Raw genomic sequence first — 23,412 nt, 5'->3', positions numbered from 1 at the left:
CCCCTGGGAGCGCTCCCAGGGGGCAGGGCACAGAACCGCCCTGCCGGCTGCCCCCCTAGTGAAGGAACTTCTCACTTGCAGTTCAACTCACGCAGGTCACGGCTGCTCGCCGCCGTGACGACCCTGGCGATGCTCGGGGTGACCCCCCAGGCGTACGCCTCCTCCGCACCCCCCACCGCCCCGGCGCCGGCGACCGGCGCGCCGCGCACCATCACCCTGATCACCGGTGACAAGGTCACCGTGCGCATGGACGGCGACAAGCTCGGTTCCCTCGTGGTCCAGAGCCCGGACGGGGGCCCTGCCCGGGCCCGCATCACCACCGTCGGGACGGACACCTTCGTCTACCCCGACAGCGCGGTGCCGTACATCGCCGCCGACGTGCTCGACACCCAGCTCTTCAACATCACCGCGCTGATCGCCGCCGGCTACGACGACGCGCGCGCCGAGCAGCTCCCGCTGATCGTCACCTACGCCGACGGCGCGGCGGCGACCGCCCGCCGGGCGCAGATCGCGGGAACCGCCGGTGTCCGGCCGCTCACCAGCATCAACGGCGCCGCGCTGGCCCAGGACCGCGCCGACGCCGGCGAGTTCTGGACCGCGCTGACCGCCGGCCAGGCCGGCACGGCGCAGGCCCGCAAGACGGACGCCCCCGCCGGCTTCGCGAACGGCGTGGCGAAGATCTGGCTGGACGCCCCGGTCAAGACCGACATGGCCGAGACCACGGCCCAGATCGGCGCCCCCGACGTCTGGGCGGGCGGCAACACCGGCGCCGGCGTGGACGTCGCCGTCCTCGACACCGGCATCGACGCCGAGCACCCCGACCTCGCCGGCCAGATCGCCGCCGCCGCCAGCTTCGTGCCCGGCGAGGACGAGATGGCCGACTACATCGGGCACGGCACCCATGTGGCCTCGACGATCGCCGGCACCGGCGCCGCCTCCGGCGGACTCGAGAAGGGTGTCGCGCCGGGAGCCCGCCTCGACATCGGCAAGGTCTTCTCCAAGGAGGGCCGCGGCCAGGCCTCCTGGGTCATCGCCGGCATGGAGTGGGCGGTCCGCGAACGCCACGCCAAGGTCGTCAGCATGAGTCTCGGCACCGAGGCCCCCACGGACGGCACCGACCCCCTCAGCAAGGCGGCCGACGCGCTGAGCGCCGAGACGGGCGCGCTGTTCACCGTCTCCGCGGGCAACAGCGGCCCCTTTCCCACCAGCATCGGGGCGCCGGGAGCGGCCGACGCCGCGCTCACCGTCGGCGCGGTGGACGGGTCCGACCAGCTCGCCGATTTCTCCAGCCAGGGTCCGCGCCTGGCCGACGGCGGCATCAAGCCGGAGGTCACGGCTCCCGGCGTGAACGTGCTCGCGGCGCGGTCGCACCTCGCCGCCGGTGAGGGCCCGTACATCGCCTACAGCGGCACCTCGATGGCGGCTCCGCACGTCGCCGGCGCCGCCGCGCTGGTCGCCGCCGCACACCCCGCGTGGACCGGGCAGCAGATCAAGAACGCCCTGGTCAACACCGTCAAGACCACGCCCGACTACACCACGTACCAGGCGGGCGCGGGCCGGGTGGACGTCAAGGCGGCCGTGGCGGCCGCGGTCGTCGCCACCGCGTCGGCCTACGTCGGCAACTACCCGCTGAACCACCCGCCGGCGCAGCCGCCGACCAAGACGGTGACCTGGACCAACGAGTCCGGCTCCGACGTCACGCTCGACCTCGCGCTGCGGGTGCCGAACCTGCCGGACGGGCTGCTGTCGCTGTCGGCCGACCGGGTCGTCGTCCCGGCGCACGGCACCGCCGAGGTGACGATCACGGCGAACCTCGACGGGATCGACACCAAGGAGAACTGGGCCGGCCGGCTCGAGGCCTCCAGCGACGGCGGCGTCGTCACGCGCACCGTCGTCGGCATCGGCACCACCGACCAGCCCCGCCACCTCGTCATCAAGGCGACCGACCGCGACGGCACGCCGGTCACCGGCACGCTCGGCATCTACCGTGCCGGCGACCGCTCCGGCTCCTACAACATCTACTTGATGGGCACCGAGCCGCTCGACCTGCTGCTGCCGGAGGGCACCTACTCGGTGTGGATGTGGGCCGACGTGCAGGGTGACCACGGCCCCGGCTCGCGCGGTGCCGCCCTGCTGCGGCAGGACGAGATCGACCTGCAGGCCAACACGACGGTGAACCTCGACGCCGCCACGGCCAAGAAGATCACCGCCGTCACGCAGCACGAGACCGTGGACGTCGACTACCGCATGGACTTCTACCGGTCGTTCAGCGAGACGTCGGAGGTCACCGACTCCTTCCTCATCGACCCCTCGTACGACAGCATCTGGGCGCAGCCCTCCGCACGGCCGAAGACCGGCGACGTGTCGCTCAACGTGCGCTGGCACAAGACCCAGCCGCTGCTGAAGCTGAGCGGTGACGACCGGCACGCCGAGCCGTACCAGGGCCTGTGGGTGGACCCGCGGTCGGCTGTGCTGCCCAAGGGCAAGCACGACATGAAGGCCGTCTTCGCCGGTGACGGCGCCGACTACTCCAAGGTCGACGCGAAGGGCCGGGTCGCGGTGGTCAGGCGGGGCGACGACCTCGCGAGCCAGGTCACCGCGGCGCAGGCGGCCGGCGCGAAGCTGCTGCTGGTCGTCAACGACCAGCCGGGCCGGCTCGTCGACACGGGCGCGACGCCGCTGCCGGTGGCCACGCTGACCCAGGACGAGGGCGAGCAGCTCATCGCGCGGCTCGCGAAGGGCGAGGTGCGGCTGCACGCCGAGAGCCACCCCACCCAGGACTACGCCTACGACCTGGTCCAGCGCTGGGATCACCGCCTTCCCGACCAGCTGACCTACCGCCCGGGGCGGGCTGACCTCGCCGAGGTCGACGTGCGCTGGAACTACGACCTGGGTGCGCGCATCGACGGAGCCCGTATCGACAGGATCCCCCGTACCGGCTACACCGCGGCCACCTACCAGCCGGTCCCCGACCAGCAGCGGCGCACCGAGTACGTGACGGCGAGCGCCGGCGGCGACAAGGTTCTGTGGCAGTCGGCCTGGGAGATGCTCACCACGAACGAGCTGCAGTACGGTCCGACGGTGACGTACGAGCCGGGCGGCTCGACCACCGAGAAGTGGTTCGGCCCGGTCCGGCGTCCGCGCGTGAACTCGCCGGGCTCGGCCACGCGTCAGGGTGACTCCCTGCTGGCGCAGATCCACTCCTGGGGCGAGGCCGGGAACGCCAACACGGGATTCTGGACGCACGGCGCGATCGGTCAGACGACGAGCCTGTACCAGGGCGACACCCTGCTCCTCGAGAACCCCTCCGACTTCGTCTTCGCGCAGCTCAAGCCGGAGGCGCTGCCGTACACGCTGGTGACCAAGGCGGAGGTCGACGCCGCGGTCGACCCGTACTCCCCCCACACCGAGACCCGGTGGGGCTTCACCTCGGGCACCACGGAGGAGAGCAAGCCGCTGCCGCTGATCCAGCTCGACTACGACGTCGACACCGACCTGTCGGGCAAGGCGGCCCGCAACGCCAAGCTGACCGTCGTCCCCATCCAGCTGGAGGGGGTGTCCGCCAAGATCGTCTCGGCCGGTCTTGAGGTCTCCTACGACGACGGCGCGACCTGGCAGGACGCGAAGCCGAAGCACTCGGGCGAGGGCTGGAAGGCCACGCTGCACGCGCCGCGTGACGCGCAATTCGCCACGCTGCGCGCCTCGGCGAAGGACGCGGACGGCGACACGGTGGAGCAGACCATCGTGCGCGCCTTCGGCCTGAAGTGACGGCAGGCGCCCGTCCCGGGATCCGTCCCGGGACGGGCGCTCGCGCCGTTTCGAAGGGCTTCGTCCGTACGGACGATCAGGACTTGGCGGCGGCGTCGACGATGCGGGTGGTCGAGCGGCCGGGGATGGCGTCCATCTCCCAGCACTCGGCCGAGAGGATGGCCGCCGCCGTGGCGCGGGCCCCCGCGTGGGGGTCGCCGGCCGTGTGGGCCAGCGCGCCGGGGCGCATGGGCGCGAGCAGGTCGATGTAGTCTTCTGGCCCGTGCGCCTCGGGCGGGCCCGTCACGATGAACACCCCGGACACGAACCGGAGCGCGGCAAGGACCTCGGCGCGCTCCGGCGCCGGGTTGAGCGGGCGGGTCGGCCCCTTCCAGGCGCGTACGCGCGGGTCGTCCTCCACGCCGACGACCAACGGCAGCCCGCGCGCCGCCACCGCGCCCAGGTAGCGCACATGGCCCACGTGCAGGATGTCGAAGACGCCGGTCACCACCGCCGCACCCGGTCGTTCGTACGGCTGGACCCAGACGGCCTCCAGGCTGCTCACGTGACCCTCCTGCTCCCTGCTGGGCCTAGACGACTCGTCGATCGCAGCGTACTCGGTCGGCGCGGGCAGTCGTGCAGGCGACCTTGGAAAGGCCATTCCTACCTTTTCGCGATACTCTCTGGCCCCCTCGCGGCGCGTCTCATAACGTCGCCGGATGTTGGGGGAGGTCGCCGTGGCACCGCAGGACACGCGCACCATGGGGGATGATCAGGATCTCGTGGCTTGCCTGCCGGGCACGCCGTCACAGGTGTCCAGGGCCAGGGGGCTCGTGCGGGACGCGCTGGGCCGCGACCATCCGTGCTACGACGACGTGGTGTTGCTCACCAGCGAACTCGCCACGAACGCGATCCTGCACACCAGGTCGGGCGACGGGGGCTCGTTCACGGTGGCGGTGCGCAGTTCGGACAGCTCGGTGCGGGTCGTCGTCTCCGACGCGGGGTCGGACGGGCCGCCGTGCGTGTGCCGTACGAGTGCCCACTCGACCAGCGGGCGCGGCCTGCCGCTGATCGAGGCGCTCAGCCACCGCTGGGGCTTCACCCGCGAGGACGGCTCCACGACCGTCTGGTTCGAACTTCTGCACTCGCACATGCCGGCGGGGGTGCCCGTCCAGGCCCAGGTCCCGCGCGATGGGCGCCACGGCTGCGGCTGGCCGCCGGCGCCCGGCACAGGGCGCTGACGGTCGCCTGAAGGCGGTCTCCTAGCCGGGGTTCCGGAAGAGAGCCGCCGTCACGTCGTTGACCGGGCTACGGGCGCCCTGCCCGGTCAGGACTCGTACGGCCTCTTCCGCGGCGATGCGCCGCACCATCGTGACGGCTTCCTCGGAGTAGTAGGCGGCGTGCGGTGTGACGATCACATCAGGGCGGCCGAAGAGGGGGTTGAGCGGGCGCCAGTCACGTTGTTTCGCCGGCTCCTCCTCCAGGTCGTCCAGCGCCGCGCCGGCGATCCACCCTTCGGTGAGCGCCTCGTAGAGCGCCCCGTCCTCCACGATGGGCCCCCGCCCGGTGTTGATCAGGATGGCGTCGGGCTTCATCCTGCGCAGCGTCGCACGATCGAAGGCATGGTGTGTCTCCGGGGTGAGCGGCGCCTGGATCACGAGGTAGTCGGCGCCTTCCACGAGTTCGTCGAAGGACACCGGCCGCACCTGGCGCGATCGCATCTCGGACTCGTCGACGAACGGGTCGTGCGCCCAGACCTCGACGCCGAACGCTGCGGCGCGTTCGGCGACGAGCTGCGCGATGGCGCCGAAGGACAGCAGGCCGAACACCTGTCCTCGCAGCCGCCGGATCGGCCTCCCGCTCTGCCACTGCCACACGCCCCGCCGGGTCGCCCGGTCGTATGCGCAGATCTTGCGGGCGGCGGCCAGCCAGAGCGCGACGGCGTGATCGGCGACCTCCTCCGCGCACCACTCGTTCGGCGCGTTCGTGACCTGGATGCCCCGCCGGGTCGCGGCATCGACATCGACGGTGTCCACGCCCGTGCCGTAGCGAGCGATCACCCGGCACCGGGTGAACGCGTCGATGGCGCGGGCACCGACCCGGGCGTACTGGGTGAGCAAGCCGTCGACGTCCCGGCCCTTCTCGATCACCTCGTCCTCGCTCTTGCACTGTGCGGCGAGCAGCTCGAATCCGGCGCCCTCGACGATCGCGCGTTCGATGTCCACATCGCCGAAGTCGAAGTCGGCGATCATGATCGTGCCTCTGGCATCAGTGCGAGTCACGGGGAATCCCCTTGGTGTGTACGAGGTCCTGGTACGACAGGGCGAGCTCCAGGCAGCCACCGCTGTCGAGCTGCCCGACCGTGGAACGGTAGATCTCCTGCCACGGCGTCTGGTTCTCGAACACCGGTTCCACGTGGTCGGCCCACCGCGCGGCGATCTCGTCGTCCGACAGCAGGACGTCGACGCGCCCGTTGTCGATGTCGACGCGGATGCGGTCGCCGGTGCGCAGGATCGCGAGATTGCCGCCCGCGGCGGCCTCGGGACTGGCGTTCAGGATGGACGGCGCGTCCGAGGTGCCGCTCTGCCGGCCGTCACCGAGGGTCGGCAGCGTGGTGACGCCCTGCCGGATCAGCGCGGCGGGCACCTCCATGTTCACGACCTCGGCCGAGCCCGGATAGCCGATCGGCCCGGTGTAGCGGATGACGAGCATGCAGTTCTCGTCCAGGCCAAGGTCTGGGTCTTCGATGCGGGCGTGGTAGTCCTCGGGACCGTCGAAGACGACGGCCCGGTACTCCGCCACCACGCGGAAGTCCTCGGACAGGACCGACGTCTTCATGACCGCGGAGTCGAACAGGTTGCCCGTCATGATGAGGAGTCCGCCGCGCGCGGCGACCGGCTCGTCGAAGGGACGGATGACCGTCGGGTCGGCGGGCGGGGCGTCGGCCAGGTCCTCGGCCAGGGTACGACCGGAGACGGTGAGCACGTCGCCGTGCAGACGCCCTTCCATGAGCAGCGACCGCATGACCGCGGGGACACCGCCGGCGCGGTAGAAGTCCTCGCCGAGGAACTCACCGGCGGGGGCGACGTTCGTCAGCACCGGGATGTCGGCTCCGACGCGTTGCCAGTCCTGGATCGACAGCGGAACCCCGACGTGTCGCGCGATCGCGTTGATGTGGACGGGCACGTTGGTGGAGGCGGCGATGGCGGAGGCGACCACGATGGCGTTCTCGAAGGCCGGCAAGGTCATGATCTTGCGGGGAGTGAGGTCCTCGCGGACGAGGTCCACCACCCGGCGGCCGGTGTCGTAGGCCATCTGCGCTCGCCGGCGGTAGGGAGCCGGGATCGCCGCGCAGCCCGGCAGGGACATCCCCAGTGCCTCTGCCAGGCTGTTCATCGACAGCGCGGTGCCCATCACGTTGCAGTGGCCGATGCTGGGCGCGGAGGCGGCCACCCGCGCCATGAATTCGTCGTAGTCGATCTGCCCGGTGGCCAGTAGCCGCTTCGACTGCCAGATCACCAGCCCCGAGCCAGAAGCGGCGATCCGCCGGCCCTGGTGATAGCCGTTGAGCATCGGCCCGCCGGACAGGACGATCGCCGGGATGTTCACCGTCGCGGCCGCGGCCAGGCAGGCCGGCGTGGTCTTGTCGCAGCCTGTCGTCAGCACGACCCCGTCGAGCGGATATCCGTAGAGCACCTCCACGAGCCCGAGGTAGGCGAGGTTACGATCCAGCGCGGCAGTCGGGCGCTTACCGGTCTCCTGCAGCGGATGGACGGGGAACTCCAGCGGGATGCCGCCGTTGTCACGGATGCCGTCCCTGACCCGATCGGCGAGGGCAAGGTGGTGGCGGTTGCAGGGAACAAGGTCGCTGCCCGTCTGGGCGATGCCGATGATCGGCCGGCCGGACTGGAGTTCGGCCGGGGTCAGCCCGAAGTTGAGGAAGCGTTCGAGATAGAGCGCCGTCATCTCCGAGTTGCCCGCGTTGTCCCACCAGGCCTGGCTGCGCAGCGGGGGCTTCGTCGGCGGCATCAGCTGTCCCTCGCTGCGGCGGGCCCGTCGGATCCGGCCGGGTATTCGGCAAGCGGCACCAGGTTCCTCGACCAGGCCGACATGACCGGCGCGAGGACCCGCCAGGCCTCTTCGGCTTCGTCACCGCGGATGGACAGGGCCGCGTTCCCGTGCAGGACGTCCAGCAGCAGCCTGCCGTAGGCCGGCAGGTCGGGGGGCGGCGGCTGCGCCGTGAGGGTCAGCGGGGCGAGGGTGTGGGCGCCGGAGCCGACACCGGTCAGCGCCAGGGCCATGTTCTCCGGCTCAAGCCCGAAGCGCAGCACGTTGGGCTCCGCTTCCTCACCGAGGCCGAAGGGCAGGTGCGGTACGGGCCGGAAGCGTACTGCGACCTCTTTGCGGTCACGGCCGAGCGCTTTGCCGGTACGGAGCCGGAAGGTCGTGCCGGACCAGCGCCAGCTGTCGAGTCGCAGCTCCACCTCGGCGAAGGTCTCGGTACGGCGCTGCGGGTCCACGCCCTGTTCATCGGCGTAGGCGGGAACGTCCCGATCCCCGATACGGCCCGCCAGGTAGCGGCCGCGGCGGGTGTGACGTACGACGTCCTCGTCCGTCAGAGGGCGTACCGAGCGCAGCACGTCGATCTTCCGGTCACGCAGGTCACGCTCGCTGAGGCTGAACGGTGGTTCCATCGCCACCAGGCACAGCACCTGAAGCAGGTGATTCTGCACCATGTCCTTGAGCGCCCCTGCGCCGTCGTAGTAGCCGGCTCTGCCTTCCAGCGCGAGGGACTCGTCCCAGACGATCTCCACGTCGGCGATGTGCGCGCTGTTCCAGATGGGCTCCAGCACCCGATTGGCCAGGCGGCTGCCGAGCACGTTCTGCACGGTCGTCATGGCCAGGAAATGGTCGACCCGGAACACTGCCTGCTCGGGCACGACCTCTGCCAGCAGCCGGTTCAGCGCGACAGCACTGTCCAGATCCTCGCCGAACGGCTTCTCGAGCACGATTCGGCTGCCCTTCGTCAGACCCGCGTCCCGAAGAGCGGCCACCGTCCCCGGGAAGACCGCTGGGGGGAGGGCGAGGTAGGCGGCTACGGGACCATCACCCACGACAGCCGACGCGACGTCGGCGACGTCGGTGGCGTCCGCCCGCAGGTAGCGCGCGGACTCCGTGATCGCTTTCCTGGCCTCGGCGGGCGAGGAGCGGTCATGCCGCTCCAGCTGCTCGGCCGCCCAGCGCCGGAACTCCTCGTCGGTCCAGTCCACCCGGCCCACACCGGTCAGCTGGAAGCGGTCGTCGAGATGTCCAGCCGCCCGCAGGGCGGTCAGTGCCGGCAGCAGGTACCGCGCGTTGAGGTCGCCGGTGGCGCCGAAGACGACGAGCCGGTTGATCATGCTGCTGTTCCCACTTTCGCTCGTGCTGCCGCAGCCTGGACAGGCACCGGTGTTCCGGCTGACGGACACCCGAGCAGCCGGCGCCCCTGTCGGCCGGTGGCTGGCCTACCCGATATCAACCTGAAGTAATCAAATCACTCCGCTAAGTCACCATATTTCCGTCAGTCAGGGCCACACGCGAGTCCAGGGCCGGATGCCCCTGTAGGGGTCGGGTAGCCGCCATTCGACTCCGCCGGTCCCCCAGGACCCGGCCGATGGGGTTGATCAGGGCGTCACGCCTGGCTCGCTCGCGCGAGTGTGACGCCGCTGGCGATGACCCCGATGTGGCTGAACGCCTGGGGGAAGTTGCCCATGAACGCGCCCGTCGCCGGGTCGATCTGCTCGGGGAGCAGCCCGAGCGGGCTGGCACGGGCACACAGCGACGCGTACAGTTCCTCGGCTTGCTCGACGCGGCCTTGCAGGACAAGGTTGTCGACCAGCCAGAAGCTGCACAGCAGGAAGCCGCCCTCGTCGCCGGGCAGGCCGTCGGGCGAGCGGTCATGCAGGTAGCGGTAGAGCAGGCCGTCGCCGGCGGACAGGCGTTCGGCGACGGCCGCGGTGGTGGCCACCATTCGGGGGTGGTCGGCTGGGACGACATGGCGCAGCGGGAGCGCCAGCAGGCTGGCGTCGAGGCCACCGCTGCCGTCGAGGTGTTCGCTCAGGGACTGGGTGTCCTCGTTCCACGACTGGTCGAGGATGAGCTGACGCAGTTTGTCGGCCGTGGCGCGCCACGTCGTGACCTGTCCGGGCAGGCCGAGCCGTTCGCCCATCGCGGCGGCCCGGTCGAGGGCCACCTGGCACATTCCGGCCGAGTAGGTGAAGACGCGGCCCGTGCTGCGGACCTCCCAGATGCCCTGGTCCGGTTGTCGCCATGCGCTAGCGGCGGCCTCGGCCAGTTCCGCCAGGCCCGACCACAGCGCGGGCTGGATCTCACCGCCGCTGCGCTGCCACTGGTCGGCGCAGTCCAGCACCTCACCGTAGACGTCGTGCTGCCGCTGGTCGGCGGCGCCGTTACCCCATCGCACGGGAGCGGAGCGCCGGTAGCCTTCGAGTTCGGCGTCCCGGATCTCCTCCGGTACGGGCTCGCCGCGCAGGCCGTACATGATCCGCGGATGGCGGCTCTGCTCGAAGGCATCCAGGACCCAGCCGAGGAAGGCGTCGGCCTCGCCGTCGAATCCGATGCGGCGCAGCGCGAACACGGTGTAGGCGGCATCCCGGATCCAGGTGTAGCGGTAGTCCCAGTTGCGTACGCCGCCGATCGGCGCGGGCAACGAGGACGTGGGGGCAGCGACCAGCGAGCCGTTGACCCAGTCGTCGCACAGCTTCAACGTGATCGCGGCGCGCCGGACCAGCGGTGACTCCGGGCCGCTGTAGCGGAAGCTCCTCATCCAGCGGCGCCATGCTTCGGCGGTCCCGCGCAGCATGGCCGGAGGGTCGAACCGGTGGTGGCGGTGAATGCGGCCCCAGGACAGTACGAGATCGAGGCGGTCGCCCTGTCGCAGATCGTGGATGGTGCGCAGGCCGGTCATGGGCAGGTTGGAGCGCAGATGCAGGCGCAGGTCCGGCCGCCGGGACGCCTGGACCTCCAGGCCGCTGGCCCGCATCTCGGCCTGGCCGCCGCCGCGGGGCAGCAGCTCCGCCCGCATGCGGACGCTTCCGTCCAGCACCCGGGCGGAACGGACGAGTTCTTCCCGGCTCGCACCCGCGTCGTCGCTGAGATCCGCGCCGGCGCGCACGGCCAGCGCGTCGGTGATCTCGACCAGGCCGGTCGAGCTGCGCAGTTCCGTCACCAGCACCGCGGTGTCGGGCACATAGCGTTGCCGGGCTTCTCGCAGGTCCTCCACCGTCAGCGTGAAGTGCCCGCCTCGTGCGTGGTCCAGCAAGCCGCACAGCAAAGGATCGCTGTCGAAGGAGGGCAGACACAGCCACGGGATCGAGCCGTCCAGGCCTACCAGTGCGGCGGTCGTGCCATCCCCGATCAGCCCGAGATCCTCCAACGGCAGGTAGCCGTCCCGGCGTCGGACTCGCCGGAATGGCGGATCTGGATCGAGCATGCGGATTCCTCTTGTCGTACGGCGCCCCGCCAGAGGCACCGCTCCTTACGGCGATGCGTACGCCTCAGAGGACTTCCAGCATCGCCCGAGCAGGCAGCACCGTGCTGCGCCGGCGAAAGCCCGACCCACGCTCAGCGGCCACGTTGCACCGGTCCTGGGCGAGCGCCCTGACGGCCGATGAGTGGCCTACCCGCGCGGCCTCATCACCTAAACGCCGCGGCAACCTGGCACCGATCAGGCGCCGGTGCTGCTTGTTCGGCACCGAGGCGTGGCCGGGTGCCGAACTCAGCGCGCCGCCCCTTTCCGCGGTCGGCGGGCGGCCAGCTCGACCCGGACGAACAGGACGGCCAGCACAGCCAGCACCGCCATCGGGGCGAGGAGCCACAGCCAGCGCTGGGCCCACCAACCGGCGGTCGGCTCGGCCGCCAGGGTGCCGCCCAGCCCTTCGAAGGCCCACAGCACCACCAGGTACGCGGTCATGTGCCAGAGGAAGACGGTCAACGCGCCCACGTTGACGACCACCACCGGCTTCCAGGCAGCCGGCCGGCGCAGCAGGCGCTCGGCGACCGGGGTGAGCAGAACGAGCAGCCCGAGTTGGAAGACGGCCAGAGCGGCGATGGCGGCGTTGGTCGGAAAGATGTTGGAGTCGGTGCCGGTCGTCGACACCATGGAGAGGGGGTAACCCGCTCCCACGGTCAGCCCGACCAGCCCGGCCAGTCCGACCCCCACGACCGCCAGCCGCTGCGCCGGCGGCCGCCGCCCCAGATCCCAGCTACGCCAGGCGTGGCCGAGCTGGTGGCAGAACAGCCACACCAGGGCGGCGGTCACCCAGGCTGCCCAGGCCAGACCGGCACCGCGGTGCGCCACGCTGCCGACAGCGATCAGCAGCACCAACGCTCCCAGGACCCAGGCTCCGTAGCGGGCGTTCAGGGTCGCGGTGATCGGCACCACGGCGATCAGCAGGCCGTACACGCCCAGGAACCACAGCGGCGTCAGGTAGCCGGGGAACCACTGCCACATCCACCGGTGCGGGCCGGGCAGTGCGGCCGCGATCAGCTCGCCGGCGAGCCAGACCAGGGCCCAGACGACAGTCGGCCAGAGCAACCGGCGCAGCCGGCCTCGGACGAACTGTCCTGCCGTCGTCCCTCGACCCTGAGCACGTTGCCAGCCGGCCAGGTTGGCGAACCCACCGACCAGGAAGAACACCGGCATGATCTGCAGCACCCAGGTGGCCAGCCAGCCCCCGGGCACGGCATGGATCGGGTTGGGCATGGTCAGGCTGCCGTCGGCGGTGCGGTGGGTGACCGACAACGTCCAGTGCCAGACGGTGACGACCACGATGCACAGCGCGCGGGCGGCGTCGACCACCCGGTCGCGGGACGCCGGCGTGGCCTCCACCAGCCGGTCCAGCGTCGAACGTCCGCCCGCGACGCGGCCGGACAGCCGGCCTTGGCGCTTGTCGCTCAGCGGTACAGCTCCTCGATGTCGGCCGCGAAGTCCTTGTGGACCAAGGCACGCTTGACCTTCATGGTCGGCGTCAGATATCCGTTCTCCTCGGTCAGGTCGACCGGAAGGATCCGGAACCTGCGAATCGACTCGGGCCGGCTCACCGCCGTGTTGGCCTCGTCCACGGCCGTCTGCAACTGGGCCAGCAGGTCCGGATCGTCGCGAAGCTCGGCAGGACCGGCATGCTCGGGCCTGCCGACAGCCCGCTTCCATGACGTCATCGCCTCGGCGTCCAGTGTGATCAGTGCGGCGGTGTACGGTCGCCGGTCGCCGACGACCACGGCTTGGCTGATGAGCGGGTGGGCGCGCAGGCGGTCCTCGATCGGCTCCGGGGCGAGGTTCTTGCCGCCGGCGGTGACGATGATCTCCTTCTTGCGGCCGGAGATGGTCAGGAACCCGTCTTCGTCCAGGGCGCCGAGGTCGCCGGTGCGCAGCCAACCGTCCGCGGTGTGGCTCTCCTCGGTCGCCTGCTCGTTGCGCCAGTATCCCTGGAACAGGATCGGGCCCCTGATCAGGATCTCGCCGTCGTCGGCGATCCTGATCTCCACCCCGGGGAGGGGCGGCCCCACCGTGCCGATCTTCAGCGCGTGGGGCAGGTTCACGGTCGCGGAGGCGCTGGTCTCGGTCATCCCGTAGCCTTCCAGCACGGTGATGCCGCTTCCTCTGAAGAAGTGCCCCAGCCGTACGCCCAGCGGCGCCCCGCCGGAGATCGCGTAGCCGACCCGGCCGCCGAGCGCGGCCCGCAACCGCCGATACACCAGCCGGTCGGACAGGCGGTGTGCCAGACGCAGGCGCAGGCCCGGCCGCCCGTTGTCCAGCGCCTGGCTGTAAGCCACGGCGATCCTGTCGGCCCAGTCGAAGATCCTGCCCTTGCCCCGCGCCCGGGCCCGCTGCTGAGCGCCGTTGTAGACCCGCTCGAACACCCTGGGCATCGCCAGCAGGAACGACGGTTTCAGTGCGGCCAGGTCCTCGGTCAGTCCGGCCTGGTCGGCGCTGTGCGCCAAGCGTATCCCCCGCTCCACGCAAGCCACCTGGATCACGCGCGCGAACACGTGCGCCAGCGGGAGGAACAGCAAGGTCGAGGAGTCCCGACCGAAGATCCGCTCCAGGCTGTCGATCGCGACCCGAGCCTCGTACAGCAGATTGCCGTGGCTCAGCATGCAGCCCTTCGGGCGGCCGGTGGTGCCCGAGGTGTAGATGATCGTGGCGAGGTCGTCGGCTGACACCGCTCTGCGGCGCTCACGCAGCTGGGCGTCGGTCACGTCCAGCCCGTCCTCGCGGAGCCGGTCCAGTCCACCGTCGTCGATCTGCCATACGCGCAGCGGCTTGGACAGGCCCTCGGCCACGTCCTCGACCAGGCGGCGATGCGTCTCGCGCCCGACCACCGCCGCGACCGGGCCGGCGTCCTCCAGCACCCAGCGGACCTGCTCCGCCGAGGAGGTCTCGTAGATGCGGACCGGCAGCGCCGCCACCGTCCACAGGGCGTAGTCCACCAGCGTCCACTCGTAGCTGGTGCCGGCCAGCAACGCGACCCGGTCGCCGGGCTGGATGCCGGCGGCGAGGAAGCCGGCGGCCAGGCTGCGAACGTCGGCCGCGAACTGCCCGGCCGTCACCGGATGCCATCCGCCGGCCGACCGGCGCTGGAACAGGACCATGTCGCCGTTCACCCGGTCGTCGGCGAAGACCACGTCGGCGAGCTGGGTGTCGGGTGCGACGACTGTCGGGGCGGGGTCCGCGTGGACACGCATCGTCCACCTCCCTGTGCGGAAATGCCGACCAGCGGCACGGGTGCCGCATGTACGGCGGCGAGAAGCAACCACCCAGCCTGCTTCCCCCCGTCACCGGGCGCACACTTGACGGGGGACGGCCGTAGAACGGCCCCGGCATCATGCCTCCATCTGCCCGCGCCAAGCTGGAGCCCGGCTCATGGGTGGCAGACCCTCGTCCTCGCCGGGGAAACGAGGGACAAGTGGAATGATGCCCGGGACCTGGGGAAATGTCTGGTCAGAACCCCGGGAACAGCGTGAGCACGACATCCTGCTGGATGGAGACTCTCGTGGCAACCACCAAGACCGAGCGCCGGACCGCCACCGTCGACCTGCTGGACCGGCTCGCCCACCCCACTGACGCCGACGTCGCCGCGGTCGACGCGTGGTGGCGCGCCAACAACTACCTGACCGTCGGCCAGATCTACCTGATGGCCAACCCGTTGCTGCGCGAGCCGCTGGCGGGCGAGCACATCAAGCCGCGGCTACTGGGCCACTGGGGCACCAGCCCTGGCCTGGCTCTGGTGTACGCGCACGCGTCCCGGCTGATCCGCCACACCGGGCAGCAGATGATCTACCTGGCCGGTCCTGGGCACGGCGGCCCGACCCTGGTCGGGGCCGCCTACCTGGAGGGCACGTACACCGAGATCTACCCGCACGTCACCATGGAGGAGCAGGGGCTGCTGCGGCTGTTCCGTCAGTTCTCCACGCCCGGCGGGATCCCGAGCCACGCGTCGGTGCAGACCCCTGGCTCGATCCACGAGGGCGGCGAGCTCGGTTACGTGCTGCTGCACGCGTTCGGCGCGGTGATGGACAACCCGGACCTCATCGCACTGGCGGTGGTCGGCGACGGGGAGGCGGAGACCGGTCCGTTGGAGGGGTCGTGGAACGGGGTCTCCTTCCTGAACCCGGTCCGCGACGGCGCGGTGCTGCCGGTTCTCCACCTGAACGGCGCGAAGATCGCCGGGCCGACCCTGCTGGCCCGCAAGGACCCGGACGAGGTCAGGTCCCTGCTGACCGGGCACGGATATGACGTGATCGAGGTCGGGGGTGACGACCTGCCCGGCATGCATCACCGGTTCGCCCACGCGCTGACGCGGGCGTGGGCGTCGATCAAGGCGATCCAGGCGGCCGCCCGCGGCGGCGACTGGGACGGCACCCGGCCTCGGTGGCCGATGATCGTGCTGCGGACGCCGAAGGGCTGGACCGGACCGGACGTGGTGGACGGGGTCCAGGTCTCGGGCACATGGCGTTCGCACCAGGTGCCGTTGGCCGGGATGAAGGACAACGAGGAGCACCTACGGATGCTTGAGGACTGGATGCGCTCCTACCGGCCCGAGGAGCTCTTCAACGTCCACGGCGCGCCCGAGGCGCGGACGCTGTCGATCAACCCCGAGGGAGAGCTGCGGATGAGCGGCAACCCGCACGCCAACGGGGGGCCGCTCACCGTCGACCTGGACCTGCCCGATTTCCGCGACTACGCGGTCGCGGTGAAGGCGCCGGGCCGGGACCGGCTGGAGTCGACCCGCAAGCTCGGGGAGCTCATGCGCGACACCTACCTACGCAACCCGGACCGGTTCCGGCTCTTCTGCCCGGACGAGACGAAGAGCAACCGGCTGCAGGCGGTGTTCGAGGCGTCCGACCGCGCGTTCGCGGAGCGCGTCACCGAGGACGACGTGGCGGTCTCGAGGGACGGCCGGGTGATGGAGGTGCTCTCGGAGCACGCCTGCCACGGCTGGCTGGAGGGGTACACGCTGACCGGCCGGCACGGCTGGTTCGCCACCTACGAGGCGTTCGCCATGGTGTCGGCCTCGCAGACGGTGCAGCACGCGAAGTGGCTGCAGGAGGCGCAGGATCTCGCCTGGCGAATGCCGGTGCCTAGCCTGAACATCCTGCTGACCTCGACCGCCTGGCGCCAGGACCACAACGGTTTCAGCCACCAGGGGCCCGGCCTGATCCAGAACGTGATCACCCACCGCGGCACGGTCAGCCGGGTCTACCTGCCGCCGGACGCCAACACGCTGCTGTCGGTGGCCGACCACTGCATGCGGTCGCGGTCGAGGGTCAATCTCGTCGTCATCGACAAGCAGCCGCAGCTGCAGTGGCTGACCATGGACGAGGCCGTGGTCCACTGCGGCCGCGGTGCCGGGGTGTGGGCGTGGGCAGGCACCGAGGACGGGCGGTCGGACCCGGACATCGTGCTCGCGTGCGCCGGGGACGTGGTCACCATGGAGACCGTCGCGGCGGCGAACATCCTGCGCGGGCGGCTGCCGCACTTCGCCACCCGGGTGGTCAACGTGGTGAACCTGATGACGTTGTCACCGCGCACGGTCCATCCGAACGGCATGGACGACATCCTGTTCCGCGAGCTGTTCACCGACCACGTCGACGTGGTGTTCGCCTTCCACGGTTACCCGGGCGCGATCCACCAGCTGGTGCACGGCCGGCCGGAGCCGGACAGGTTCCATGTGCGCGGATTCGTCGAAGAGGGCACGACCACGACCCCGTTCGACATGGTGGTGCGCAACCGGGCATCCCGGTACCACCTGGTGATCGACGCGCTGAACGCCGCGCGGCGGGTCCCGGCCGGGGCGAGCGAGCTCAAGGCATGGTGTGAGCGGCAGCTCCTCCGCCACGAGCGGTACGTCGTCGAACACCTGCAGGACATGCCGGAGGTACGGGACTGGTCGCTGGGCGACTGGGCTGAACAGGGCTGAGCAGCGTGGGCCGGGGACGAGCCGCCGGGGTGGGCCAGGGCAGTGTCGCGGTCTCTGCGGGCGCGAGCTCGTGCCGGCCCCTTCCTGGAGACGTCACCCCACCTCGCACCAGCCGACCGGTCGGGTAGCGGTCGTACACTCGGGGCATGGGACGAACCAGCGACGCCAAGGAGAAGATCCTCGACGCGGCGCGGTCGCTCATCGAGCTGCGCGGCTACTCCGCCCTCGGCGTGGCGGAGATCTGCAAGGCGGCGGGCGTGCCGAAGGGCAGTTTCTACTACTTCTTCCCCTCCAAAGAGGCGCTCGCCCTGGCCGTCATCGACGAGCACTGGGCCGCCCAGGAAGGCGACTGGAAGCGGATCCTGGGCGGTGCGGCGCCGCCGCTGGAGCGGCTGCGGCACCTGTTCGAGGCGACGGAGGCCACCCTGGCCGGCGGGCAGCAGGACTGCGGCAGCGTCGCGGGGTGCATGTTCGGCAACCTGACGCTGGAGCTGAGCAACCAGACCGAGGCGATCAGGGCGCGGCTGCAGGAGATCTTCGACGCGCACGTCGTCCTCATCGAGGCGGTCGTCGCCGAGGCCGTCGCGCGCGGCGAGGCGAGCGTGGCCGACACCCGCGAGGCCGCCCGGTCGGTGATGGCGCAGCTGGAGGGGCAGGTGCTGTTCGCCAAGCTCTACAACGACCCCCGTCGGCTCGGCCCTTCCTGGCTCAACTGCCTGGCCCTGCTCGGCGCGCGCGCTCCCGTCGCCTCCTGACACCGACCGCCCGTCCAGCGCGTCCCTATCGCGGCGCCAGGAAGCCGCCGAGCCGCTGTTCGAGCAGCTCGGCCAGCCGCAGTGGGGTGCGGTCCTCGAACATCGGGCCGACGATCTGCACTCCCACCGGCAGCCCCTCGGACGACCGGCCCGCCGGTACGGCGGTGGCGGGCAGGCCGGGCATGGTGGCCAGGCCGGCCCAGACGAGCTGGTCGAAGTACGGGTAGGCGGCGCCGTCGATGTCGATGCGCCGTTCCAGCGGGTTGGGGTGGTGGTCGTGCGGGAACGCCGGAGTGGGCGTGATCGGGCACACCACGGCGTCGAACTCGGCGAACAGCTGCCGCCAGAGGTGGCGGTGGAGCTCGCGGCGGTTGTCCGCCCGCATCCAGTCGCGGTGGCTGGACACCATGGCGCGCAGCCGCACGGCCTCAAGACTCCGGTCGTCCGCGCTCAGCCCGGCGACGCGGGCCCGCAGCTGCTCGTACGAGTCGATGGGGAAACGCGCGACGGAGCTCGAGATCAGCAGTTGCATGTAGAGCGTCGCGGCCTCGGTCAGGTCGGGCAGCAGCGGGCTGTGCCGTTCGACGCGGGCGCCGCCGTCGGCGAGCGCGGCGGCCACCCGGTGCACGCCCTCCCGCACGGCGGACCCGGTCGGCAGGAGCGGATGCTCGTCGAGGACCAGGACCCGGAAGTCGCACAGCCGCTCGTGGCGGGCGGGCGGCAGCACCAGGCGGTGCGCCACCCCGTACGTCAGCGGGTCCGGTCCGGCCATGACGTCGAGCAGGAGCGCGAGGTCGCGGGCGGTGCGCGCCATCGGGCCGACGACGGCGAGGTCGAGGTCGACGGGCCAGGCCGGCTCCGCGGGCGCGACCATGCCGCGGCTCGCCACCAGCCCGAGCGTCGGCTTGTGCGCGTAGACGCCGCAGAAATGCGCCGGGGTGCGCAGCGAACCGGCGAGGTCGGAGCCGATGGACAGCGCGCCGAACCCGGACGCCAGGGCCGCCGCCGAACCGCCGGAGGATCCGCCCGACGTGCGAGCGTGGTCCCACGGGTTGGTGGTGGTGCCGTAGAGCTCGTTGTAGCTCTGGATGTCCTGCAGCCCCAGCGGCACGTTCGTCTTGCCGAGCACCACCGCGCCCGCGGCCTTGAGCCGTGACACCTGCACGGCGTCCTCGGCCGGCAGGTGGCCGCGGTGCTGCGGCATGCCCCAGGTCGTGGGCAGCCCGGCGACGTCGTACGACTCCTTGACCGTCACCGGGATGCCGAGCAGCGGCCGGTCCTCGCCGCGGGCGCGGGCCGCGTCGGCGGCGCGCGCGGCGGCCCGCGCACGGTCGAAGTCGGGCACGCAGATCGCGTTGATCACCCTGTCGTCCCGTTCGACACGGGCGATCGCCTCGTCGGTCAGTTCCATCGAGCTCACTTCACCGGCACGCAATGCGGCAGCGAGTTCTTCGGCCGCATGAAAACTCCATTCCATGGCTGAGGACCTTAACGGCCCGCCGCAGACATTCCGCCCCACCCCAGTCGCGGGAAAAGCAGAAACGCCTGGCCGCTGACCCGCCGAAACCGCATCTCCCCAGTTCAGCGGGGTCGACACCACTGATAAGGGCATGAATTTCCCCTTCGCACAACGAGACACATATCTCTTTTCTCATGGAGCTCGAAATATCGGTTCAGCCGCAGGGCACGGCGCGCGGGAATTGTCCAGTGAACCAGGAAATTCATCTGAGCGGCCCCGCACCGGGCCGCGTCCGTCCCGGCTCACGAAGCGGCCACCTGCGGTAGGAGGTTCCGCCTCCTAGCTGGGAGGATTTCGGTCCCAGCCGAAGGGCCCTCCCGCGTTGACGCGCCTCGTGACGACCTCCTACGTTGGCTGCAAATAGACGACCGACCGTCTACTAACAGAGAGCAGACCATCATGAACGCACAGCAGCAGAAGGCAGTCATCGTCACCGGTGCGTCACAGGGCATCGGGGCCGCGCTCGTCGAGGGCTACCGCAAGCTCGGTCACGCCGTCGTCGCCGTATCGCGCACCATCGCCCCCTCCGCCGACCCCGACATCGTCACCGTCCAGGGCGACATCGCCGACCGCACCACCGCAGAGCGCGCCGTCGCCGTGGCCGTGGAGCGGTTCGGCCGCCTGGACACCCTGGTCAACAACGCGGGCATCTTCGTGGCCAAGCCGTACACCGACTACACCCTCGACGACTACGCCGCCGTGCGCGGGGTGAACCTCGACGGCTTCTTCCACATCACCCAGCTCGCCACCGCGCGCATGCTCACCCAGGGCGGCGGGCACGTGGTCACCATCACCACCAGCCTGGTCGACAACGCCGACGCCCGGGTGCCGTCCGTGCTGGCCTCGCTCACCAAGGGCGGCCTGCAGTCGGCCACCAAGTCGCTGGCGATCGAGTACGCCACGCGCGGCATCCGCGTCAACGCGGTCTCACCCGGCTCGATCAAGACGCCCATGCACCCCGAGGAGACCCATGAGACCCTGGCGGCGCTGCACCCGGTCCGCCGGATGGGCGAGCTCGGCGACGTCGTCGACGCCGTCCTGTACCTGGAGAACGCGCCCTTCGTCACCGGCGAGATCCTCCACGTCGACGGCGGCATGAGCGCCGGCCACTGACCCGCACCGAAGCGACCGGAGACTGCCATGAAGATCATCGAAGAGGTCCTCGACCGGTGGAAGGCGGGCATCGACGCTCATCAGCCGCAGCAGGTCGCCGCCCTGTTCACCGAGGACGCGATCTTCCAGGGGCTGCGTCCCTACAGCGTCGGACGGCCGGAGGTGGCCGCGTACTACGACTCCCAGCCCCTCGGGCTGACGGCCGAGTACCGCCTGGTGGAGACCAGGACCGTCGCCGACGACGTCGTCCTCGGCTACGCGGCCGTCGACTTCCGCTTCACCGACCGGCCGGACATCAGCGTCCATCTCGGCGTGCTGCTCAAGCGGACGGACGAGGGCTGGCGCATCGCCCACTACCAGGTCACGCGCCTCGACTGAGGACGTGACCCACCGCTAGACGTCGAGGCGGCACAGGCCCTCCGCGAGGGCCTTGGTGGTGAGCCGGGTACGGCTGTCGCAGCGCAGTTTGGCGAAGATGTGCTCCAGGTGGGTGGTCACCGTGCGCACGCTGAGCACGAGCGCGGCGGCGATCTGGGGGTTGGAGTCGCCGGCCGCCACCCGGGTGAGCACGTCGATCTCGCGGCCGGTCAGGTCGTACGGCAGCGAGCAGGGCCGCTCGGCGACGACGGCGCCCTGCAGCGTCCCCTGGTAGCCGACGCCCGCGCGGACCAGCCGCAGCTCGTGCCAGCCGCCGTCGGGCCCGAGCCACAGCCCGTGGCGGCTCAGCTCGCGGGAGTCGATGAACGCCCGCGCGTAGGCGGCCACGGCCCGGTCGTCCCAGAGCACGGGTGAGGCGTCGTGGCCCGGCACCCGGCGGCGGGCGCCCAGCCGGTCGAAGGCGACGGCGTGGAAGCCGGGCGGCAGCCCGACCGGGTCGATGACGCACCGGCTCAGGTCGGTCAGGTGGGCGAGGGTCGGGCTGATCGCGGCGAGCAGGGCCGCGGCGCGCTCGGGGAACGGCTCTTTGGCGGCGAGGTGCAGCAGCCCGGTGAAGCGGCCCCCGCTCAGGAACAGCGGCGTGGTCAGCCCCGCCCGCCAGCCGTAGGGGGCGAGGTGACGCCGGAAGTAGCGTTCGGTGCCCGGCTCGGGCATGGCGACCGGCGCGCGGGTGGCGAGGGCTCTGCGGTAGGCGTCGAGCCCGGCGTACTCCTCGGCGGCGTCGCTGTCGATGCGGGGGTGGCCGTCGGCGACGACGCTGTGGTGGCGGCCGGTGGCCGGGTCGAACGCGACGAACTCGTACGCGTCGAGCGGCACCACCCCGCGTAACGCGGCCATCGCCCCGTGGGCTCCGCCGCCGCCCGCGACCTGGTATCCGACCTCGGCGAACGCCCGCAGGTGGCGTACGTCCAGGAAGATCTCGGCCACGGAAGCTTTATATCATTTTCGGATTTCCAGCCGAGAACTTACCGAACAGGGCGGTACTCGGCAGGCGGAAATCCGCATGCCGGCACCCGCGGCCGGATGCTAGGGTGCTGTCCATGCAGCGCGCTTTCGTCACGACGACGCCGGACCTCGTCCCGGCGCGCTGAATCCATGCATCCCGGGCGGACGCCCGGGAGCTGCGGTCGTTCGCCCTTTCCCAGCAAAGGACGATCATGAACGACCACCGCAGACTCGGCCGCGAGCTCGGCATCTTCGACACCGACCCGCTGATCGGCTCCGGCCTGCCCTACTGGCTGCCCGCCGGGGCGGCCGTGCGCAAGGCCGTCGAGGACTACGTCCACGAACTGGAACGCCGCCACGGCTACCAGCACGTCAACTCGCCCGTCCTGGGCAAACGCGAGCTGTACGAGCGTTCCGGCCACTGGGCGCACTACGCCGAGGACATGTTCCCGCCCATGAAGGTGGGCGGCGAGGAGTTCGTGCTGCGGCCCAGCCTGTGCCCGCATCACGCGCTCGTCTACCGCTCGCGTGGGCGAATCCGCCGCGAGCTGCCGCTGCGCATCGCCGAATTGGGCGGGATGTACCGCTCGGAGCTGTCCGGGGTGCTGGGCGGGCTGACCAGGGTGCGGGCCATCCAGCTCAACGACGGGCACGTGTTCTGCGCGCCGGAGCAGGCCGCGTCCGAGGTGTCGCTGGCGCTCGACCTCATCGAGGCCGCGCACGCCCAGCTGGGCATCCGGGCCGCCCGCTACCGGCTCTCGCTGCGCGGCGACGGGGCGAAGTTCGTCGACGACCCCGACCTGTGGCGGCGGTCGGAGGCGGTCCTGCGCGAGGTGCTGGCCGAGCGCGGATGCGACGTCGAGGAGGAGCGCGGCGAGGGCGCCTTCTACGGGCCGAAGATCGACATCCAGATCGCCGACCCGGCCGGGCGCGAGACCACCCTGTCCACCGTGCAGGTCGACTTCTTCCAGCCAGAACGCTTCGACCTGCGCTATGCCGACAGCGACGGGGTAGGCCGGCCCGTCATGGTGCACCGCAGCGTCATCGGGGGCATCGAGCGGCTGGTCGCCCATCTCGTCGAGGTGCACGGCGGCGCGTTCCCGGCCTGGATGGCGCCCGTGCAGGCCGTGGTGCTGCCGGTGTCGGACGCCGAGGGCGCCGCCGCCGACGCGCTGCTGCGCCGGTGCCTGGCCGCCGGGCTGCGGGCGGAGTCGGCCCCTGCCGACCGGGGCAGTCTCGGGGCCAGGATCAGGGCGCACCGGCTGGTGCCGTACCAGCTGGTGGTGGGGGCGCGCGAGGCGGCGAGCGGCGGCGCGTCGGTGCGGATGCGGGACGGACGGCAGGTCGGCGACGTGCCCGTCGAGGCGCTGGCGGCCGAGGCCCGGCCGCGCTTCTGAAGAAAAACCCAAAAAAC

General features: G+C 71.1%; 16 protein-coding genes. 7 read left to right on the top strand and 9 right to left on the bottom strand.

The genetic code is table 11. The features are described 5' to 3' along the window. Window positions 1–75: 75 nt before the first annotated feature. Window positions 76–3,768, top strand: coding sequence for a S8 family serine peptidase (locus BLR04_RS07115; RefSeq protein WP_218128752.1), 3,693 nt, complete (start codon window positions 76–78; stop codon window positions 3,766–3,768). Between the two features lie 76 nt (window positions 3,769–3,844). On the opposite strand, the gene BLR04_RS07110 is transcribed toward BLR04_RS07115, so the two are convergent. Beyond that, on the bottom strand, window positions 3,845–4,312 hold the full coding sequence (locus BLR04_RS07110; protein WP_090760929.1) for an adenylyltransferase/cytidyltransferase family protein: 468 nt from the start codon (window positions 4,310–4,312) through the stop codon (window positions 3,845–3,847). Window positions 4,313–4,466: 154 nt separating this feature from the next. Here BLR04_RS07110 and BLR04_RS07105 point away from each other — a divergent pair, with 154 nt between their 5' ends. Then, window positions 4,467–4,988 carry an ATP-binding protein gene (locus tag BLR04_RS07105; RefSeq protein WP_090760927.1) on the top strand — a complete coding sequence of 174 codons (522 nt, stop codon included), beginning with the start codon at window positions 4,467–4,469 and terminating at the stop codon, window positions 4,986–4,988. Window positions 4,989–5,009: 21 nt separating this feature from the next. On the opposite strand, the gene BLR04_RS07100 is transcribed toward BLR04_RS07105, so the two are convergent. The 6 genes from BLR04_RS07100 to BLR04_RS07075 form a co-directional block, all read right to left on the bottom strand. Continuing rightward, the gene (locus BLR04_RS07100; protein ID WP_176902980.1) at window positions 5,010–6,029 is read right to left on the bottom strand and encodes a C-terminal binding protein; all 1,020 of its coding nucleotides are present in this window, start codon (window positions 6,027–6,029) and stop codon (window positions 5,010–5,012) included. After that, the gene (locus BLR04_RS07095) at window positions 6,016–7,776 is read right to left on the bottom strand and encodes an IlvD/Edd family dehydratase (RefSeq protein ID WP_090760925.1); all 1,761 of its coding nucleotides are present in this window, start codon (window positions 7,774–7,776) and stop codon (window positions 6,016–6,018) included. Before BLR04_RS07095 ends, BLR04_RS07100 begins: the two co-directional genes overlap by 14 nt. Beyond that, window positions 7,776–9,146, bottom strand: coding sequence for a glucose-6-phosphate dehydrogenase (locus tag BLR04_RS07090; RefSeq protein ID WP_090760923.1), 1,371 nt, complete (start codon window positions 9,144–9,146; stop codon window positions 7,776–7,778). The genes BLR04_RS07095 and BLR04_RS07090 overlap by 1 nt, the downstream gene beginning before the upstream one ends. Window positions 9,147–9,418: 272 nt before the next feature. Then, a complete protein-coding gene (locus BLR04_RS07085) occupies window positions 9,419–11,239 on the bottom strand; it encodes a glycoside hydrolase family 15 protein (RefSeq protein WP_090760921.1) in 1,821 nt (606 codons plus the stop codon). 285 nt (window positions 11,240–11,524) lie between these two features. Further along, complete coding sequence (locus BLR04_RS07080; protein WP_245740079.1) at window positions 11,525–12,637, bottom strand: acyltransferase family protein; 1,113 nt, start codon at window positions 12,635–12,637, stop codon at window positions 11,525–11,527. 65 nt (window positions 12,638–12,702) lie between these two features. Further along, complete coding sequence (locus tag BLR04_RS07075) at window positions 12,703–14,493, bottom strand: AMP-dependent synthetase/ligase (protein WP_090760919.1); 1,791 nt, start codon at window positions 14,491–14,493, stop codon at window positions 12,703–12,705. A gap of 350 nt (window positions 14,494–14,843) precedes the next feature. On the opposite strand from BLR04_RS07075, the gene BLR04_RS07070 reads away from it, so the two are divergent. Together BLR04_RS07070 and BLR04_RS07065 are read left to right on the top strand one after the other, a co-directional pair. Beyond that, entirely contained in the window at window positions 14,844–17,228 is a 2,385-nt protein-coding gene (locus BLR04_RS07070; protein ID WP_245740120.1) for a phosphoketolase family protein, read from the top strand. A 146-nt stretch (window positions 17,229–17,374) separates the two neighbouring features. Then, window positions 17,375–17,983 (top strand): TetR/AcrR family transcriptional regulator, encoded by a 609-nt coding sequence (locus BLR04_RS07065; RefSeq protein WP_090760915.1) that lies wholly within the window; start codon window positions 17,375–17,377, stop codon window positions 17,981–17,983. A 25-nt stretch (window positions 17,984–18,008) separates the two neighbouring features. Here the strand turns inward: BLR04_RS07065 and BLR04_RS07060 are convergent, their stop codons facing one another. Continuing rightward, the gene (locus BLR04_RS07060; RefSeq protein WP_090760913.1) at window positions 18,009–19,460 is read right to left on the bottom strand and encodes an amidase; all 1,452 of its coding nucleotides are present in this window, start codon (window positions 19,458–19,460) and stop codon (window positions 18,009–18,011) included. Window positions 19,461–19,901: 441 nt separating this feature from the next. Between BLR04_RS07060 and BLR04_RS07055 the strand changes: the two genes are divergently transcribed. Both BLR04_RS07055 and BLR04_RS07050 read left to right on the top strand, forming a co-directional pair. Further along, window positions 19,902–20,615 carry an SDR family NAD(P)-dependent oxidoreductase gene (locus tag BLR04_RS07055; RefSeq protein ID WP_090760912.1) on the top strand — a complete coding sequence of 238 codons (714 nt, stop codon included), beginning with the start codon at window positions 19,902–19,904 and terminating at the stop codon, window positions 20,613–20,615. 27 nt (window positions 20,616–20,642) lie between these two features. Next, window positions 20,643–20,993 carry an SgcJ/EcaC family oxidoreductase gene (locus BLR04_RS07050; protein ID WP_090760909.1) on the top strand — a complete coding sequence of 117 codons (351 nt, stop codon included), beginning with the start codon at window positions 20,643–20,645 and terminating at the stop codon, window positions 20,991–20,993. Between the two features lie 15 nt (window positions 20,994–21,008). Here BLR04_RS07050 and BLR04_RS07045 read toward each other — a convergent pair whose 3' ends face one another. Next, a complete protein-coding gene (locus BLR04_RS07045) occupies window positions 21,009–21,980 on the bottom strand; it encodes a helix-turn-helix transcriptional regulator (RefSeq protein WP_090760907.1) in 972 nt (323 codons plus the stop codon). 164 nt (window positions 21,981–22,144) lie between these two features. Here BLR04_RS07045 and thrS point away from each other — a divergent pair, with 164 nt between their 5' ends. Next, complete coding sequence (gene thrS, locus BLR04_RS07040) at window positions 22,145–23,395, top strand: threonine--tRNA ligase (RefSeq protein WP_281191346.1); 1,251 nt, start codon at window positions 22,145–22,147, stop codon at window positions 23,393–23,395. Window positions 23,396–23,412 lie beyond the last annotated feature (17 nt).

This window comes from Nonomuraea maritima (assembly GCF_900100395.1).
Lineage (GTDB): Bacteria > Actinomycetota > Actinomycetes > Streptosporangiales > Streptosporangiaceae > Nonomuraea > Nonomuraea maritima.
Note: the sequence above shows the minus strand (reverse complement) of the source record. Positions and strands in the feature narration are given on the sequence as shown.

Excerpts from the sequence above, each read along its gene's own strand:
- BLR04_RS07090 (WP_090760923.1), bottom strand. The coding sequence starts at position 9,146 with ATGATCAACCGGCTCGTCGTCTTCGGCGCCACCGGCGACCTCAACGCG.
- BLR04_RS07095 (WP_090760925.1), bottom strand. The coding sequence starts at position 7,776 with ATGCCGCCGACGAAGCCCCCGCTGCGCAGCCAGGCCTGGTGGGACAAC.
- BLR04_RS07060 (WP_090760913.1), bottom strand. The coding sequence starts at position 19,460 with ATGGAATGGAGTTTTCATGCGGCCGAAGAACTCGCTGCCGCATTGCGT.
- BLR04_RS07055 (WP_090760912.1), top strand. The coding sequence starts at position 19,902 with ATGAACGCACAGCAGCAGAAGGCAGTCATCGTCACCGGTGCGTCACAG.
- BLR04_RS07050 (WP_090760909.1), top strand. The coding sequence starts at position 20,643 with ATGAAGATCATCGAAGAGGTCCTCGACCGGTGGAAGGCGGGCATCGAC.
- BLR04_RS07075 (WP_090760919.1), bottom strand. The coding sequence starts at position 14,493 with ATGCGTGTCCACGCGGACCCCGCCCCGACAGTCGTCGCACCCGACACC.
- BLR04_RS07105 (WP_090760927.1), top strand. The coding sequence starts at position 4,467 with ATGTTGGGGGAGGTCGCCGTGGCACCGCAGGACACGCGCACCATGGGG.
- BLR04_RS07085 (WP_090760921.1), bottom strand. The coding sequence starts at position 11,239 with ATGCTCGATCCAGATCCGCCATTCCGGCGAGTCCGACGCCGGGACGGC.
- BLR04_RS07065 (WP_090760915.1), top strand. The coding sequence starts at position 17,375 with ATGGGACGAACCAGCGACGCCAAGGAGAAGATCCTCGACGCGGCGCGG.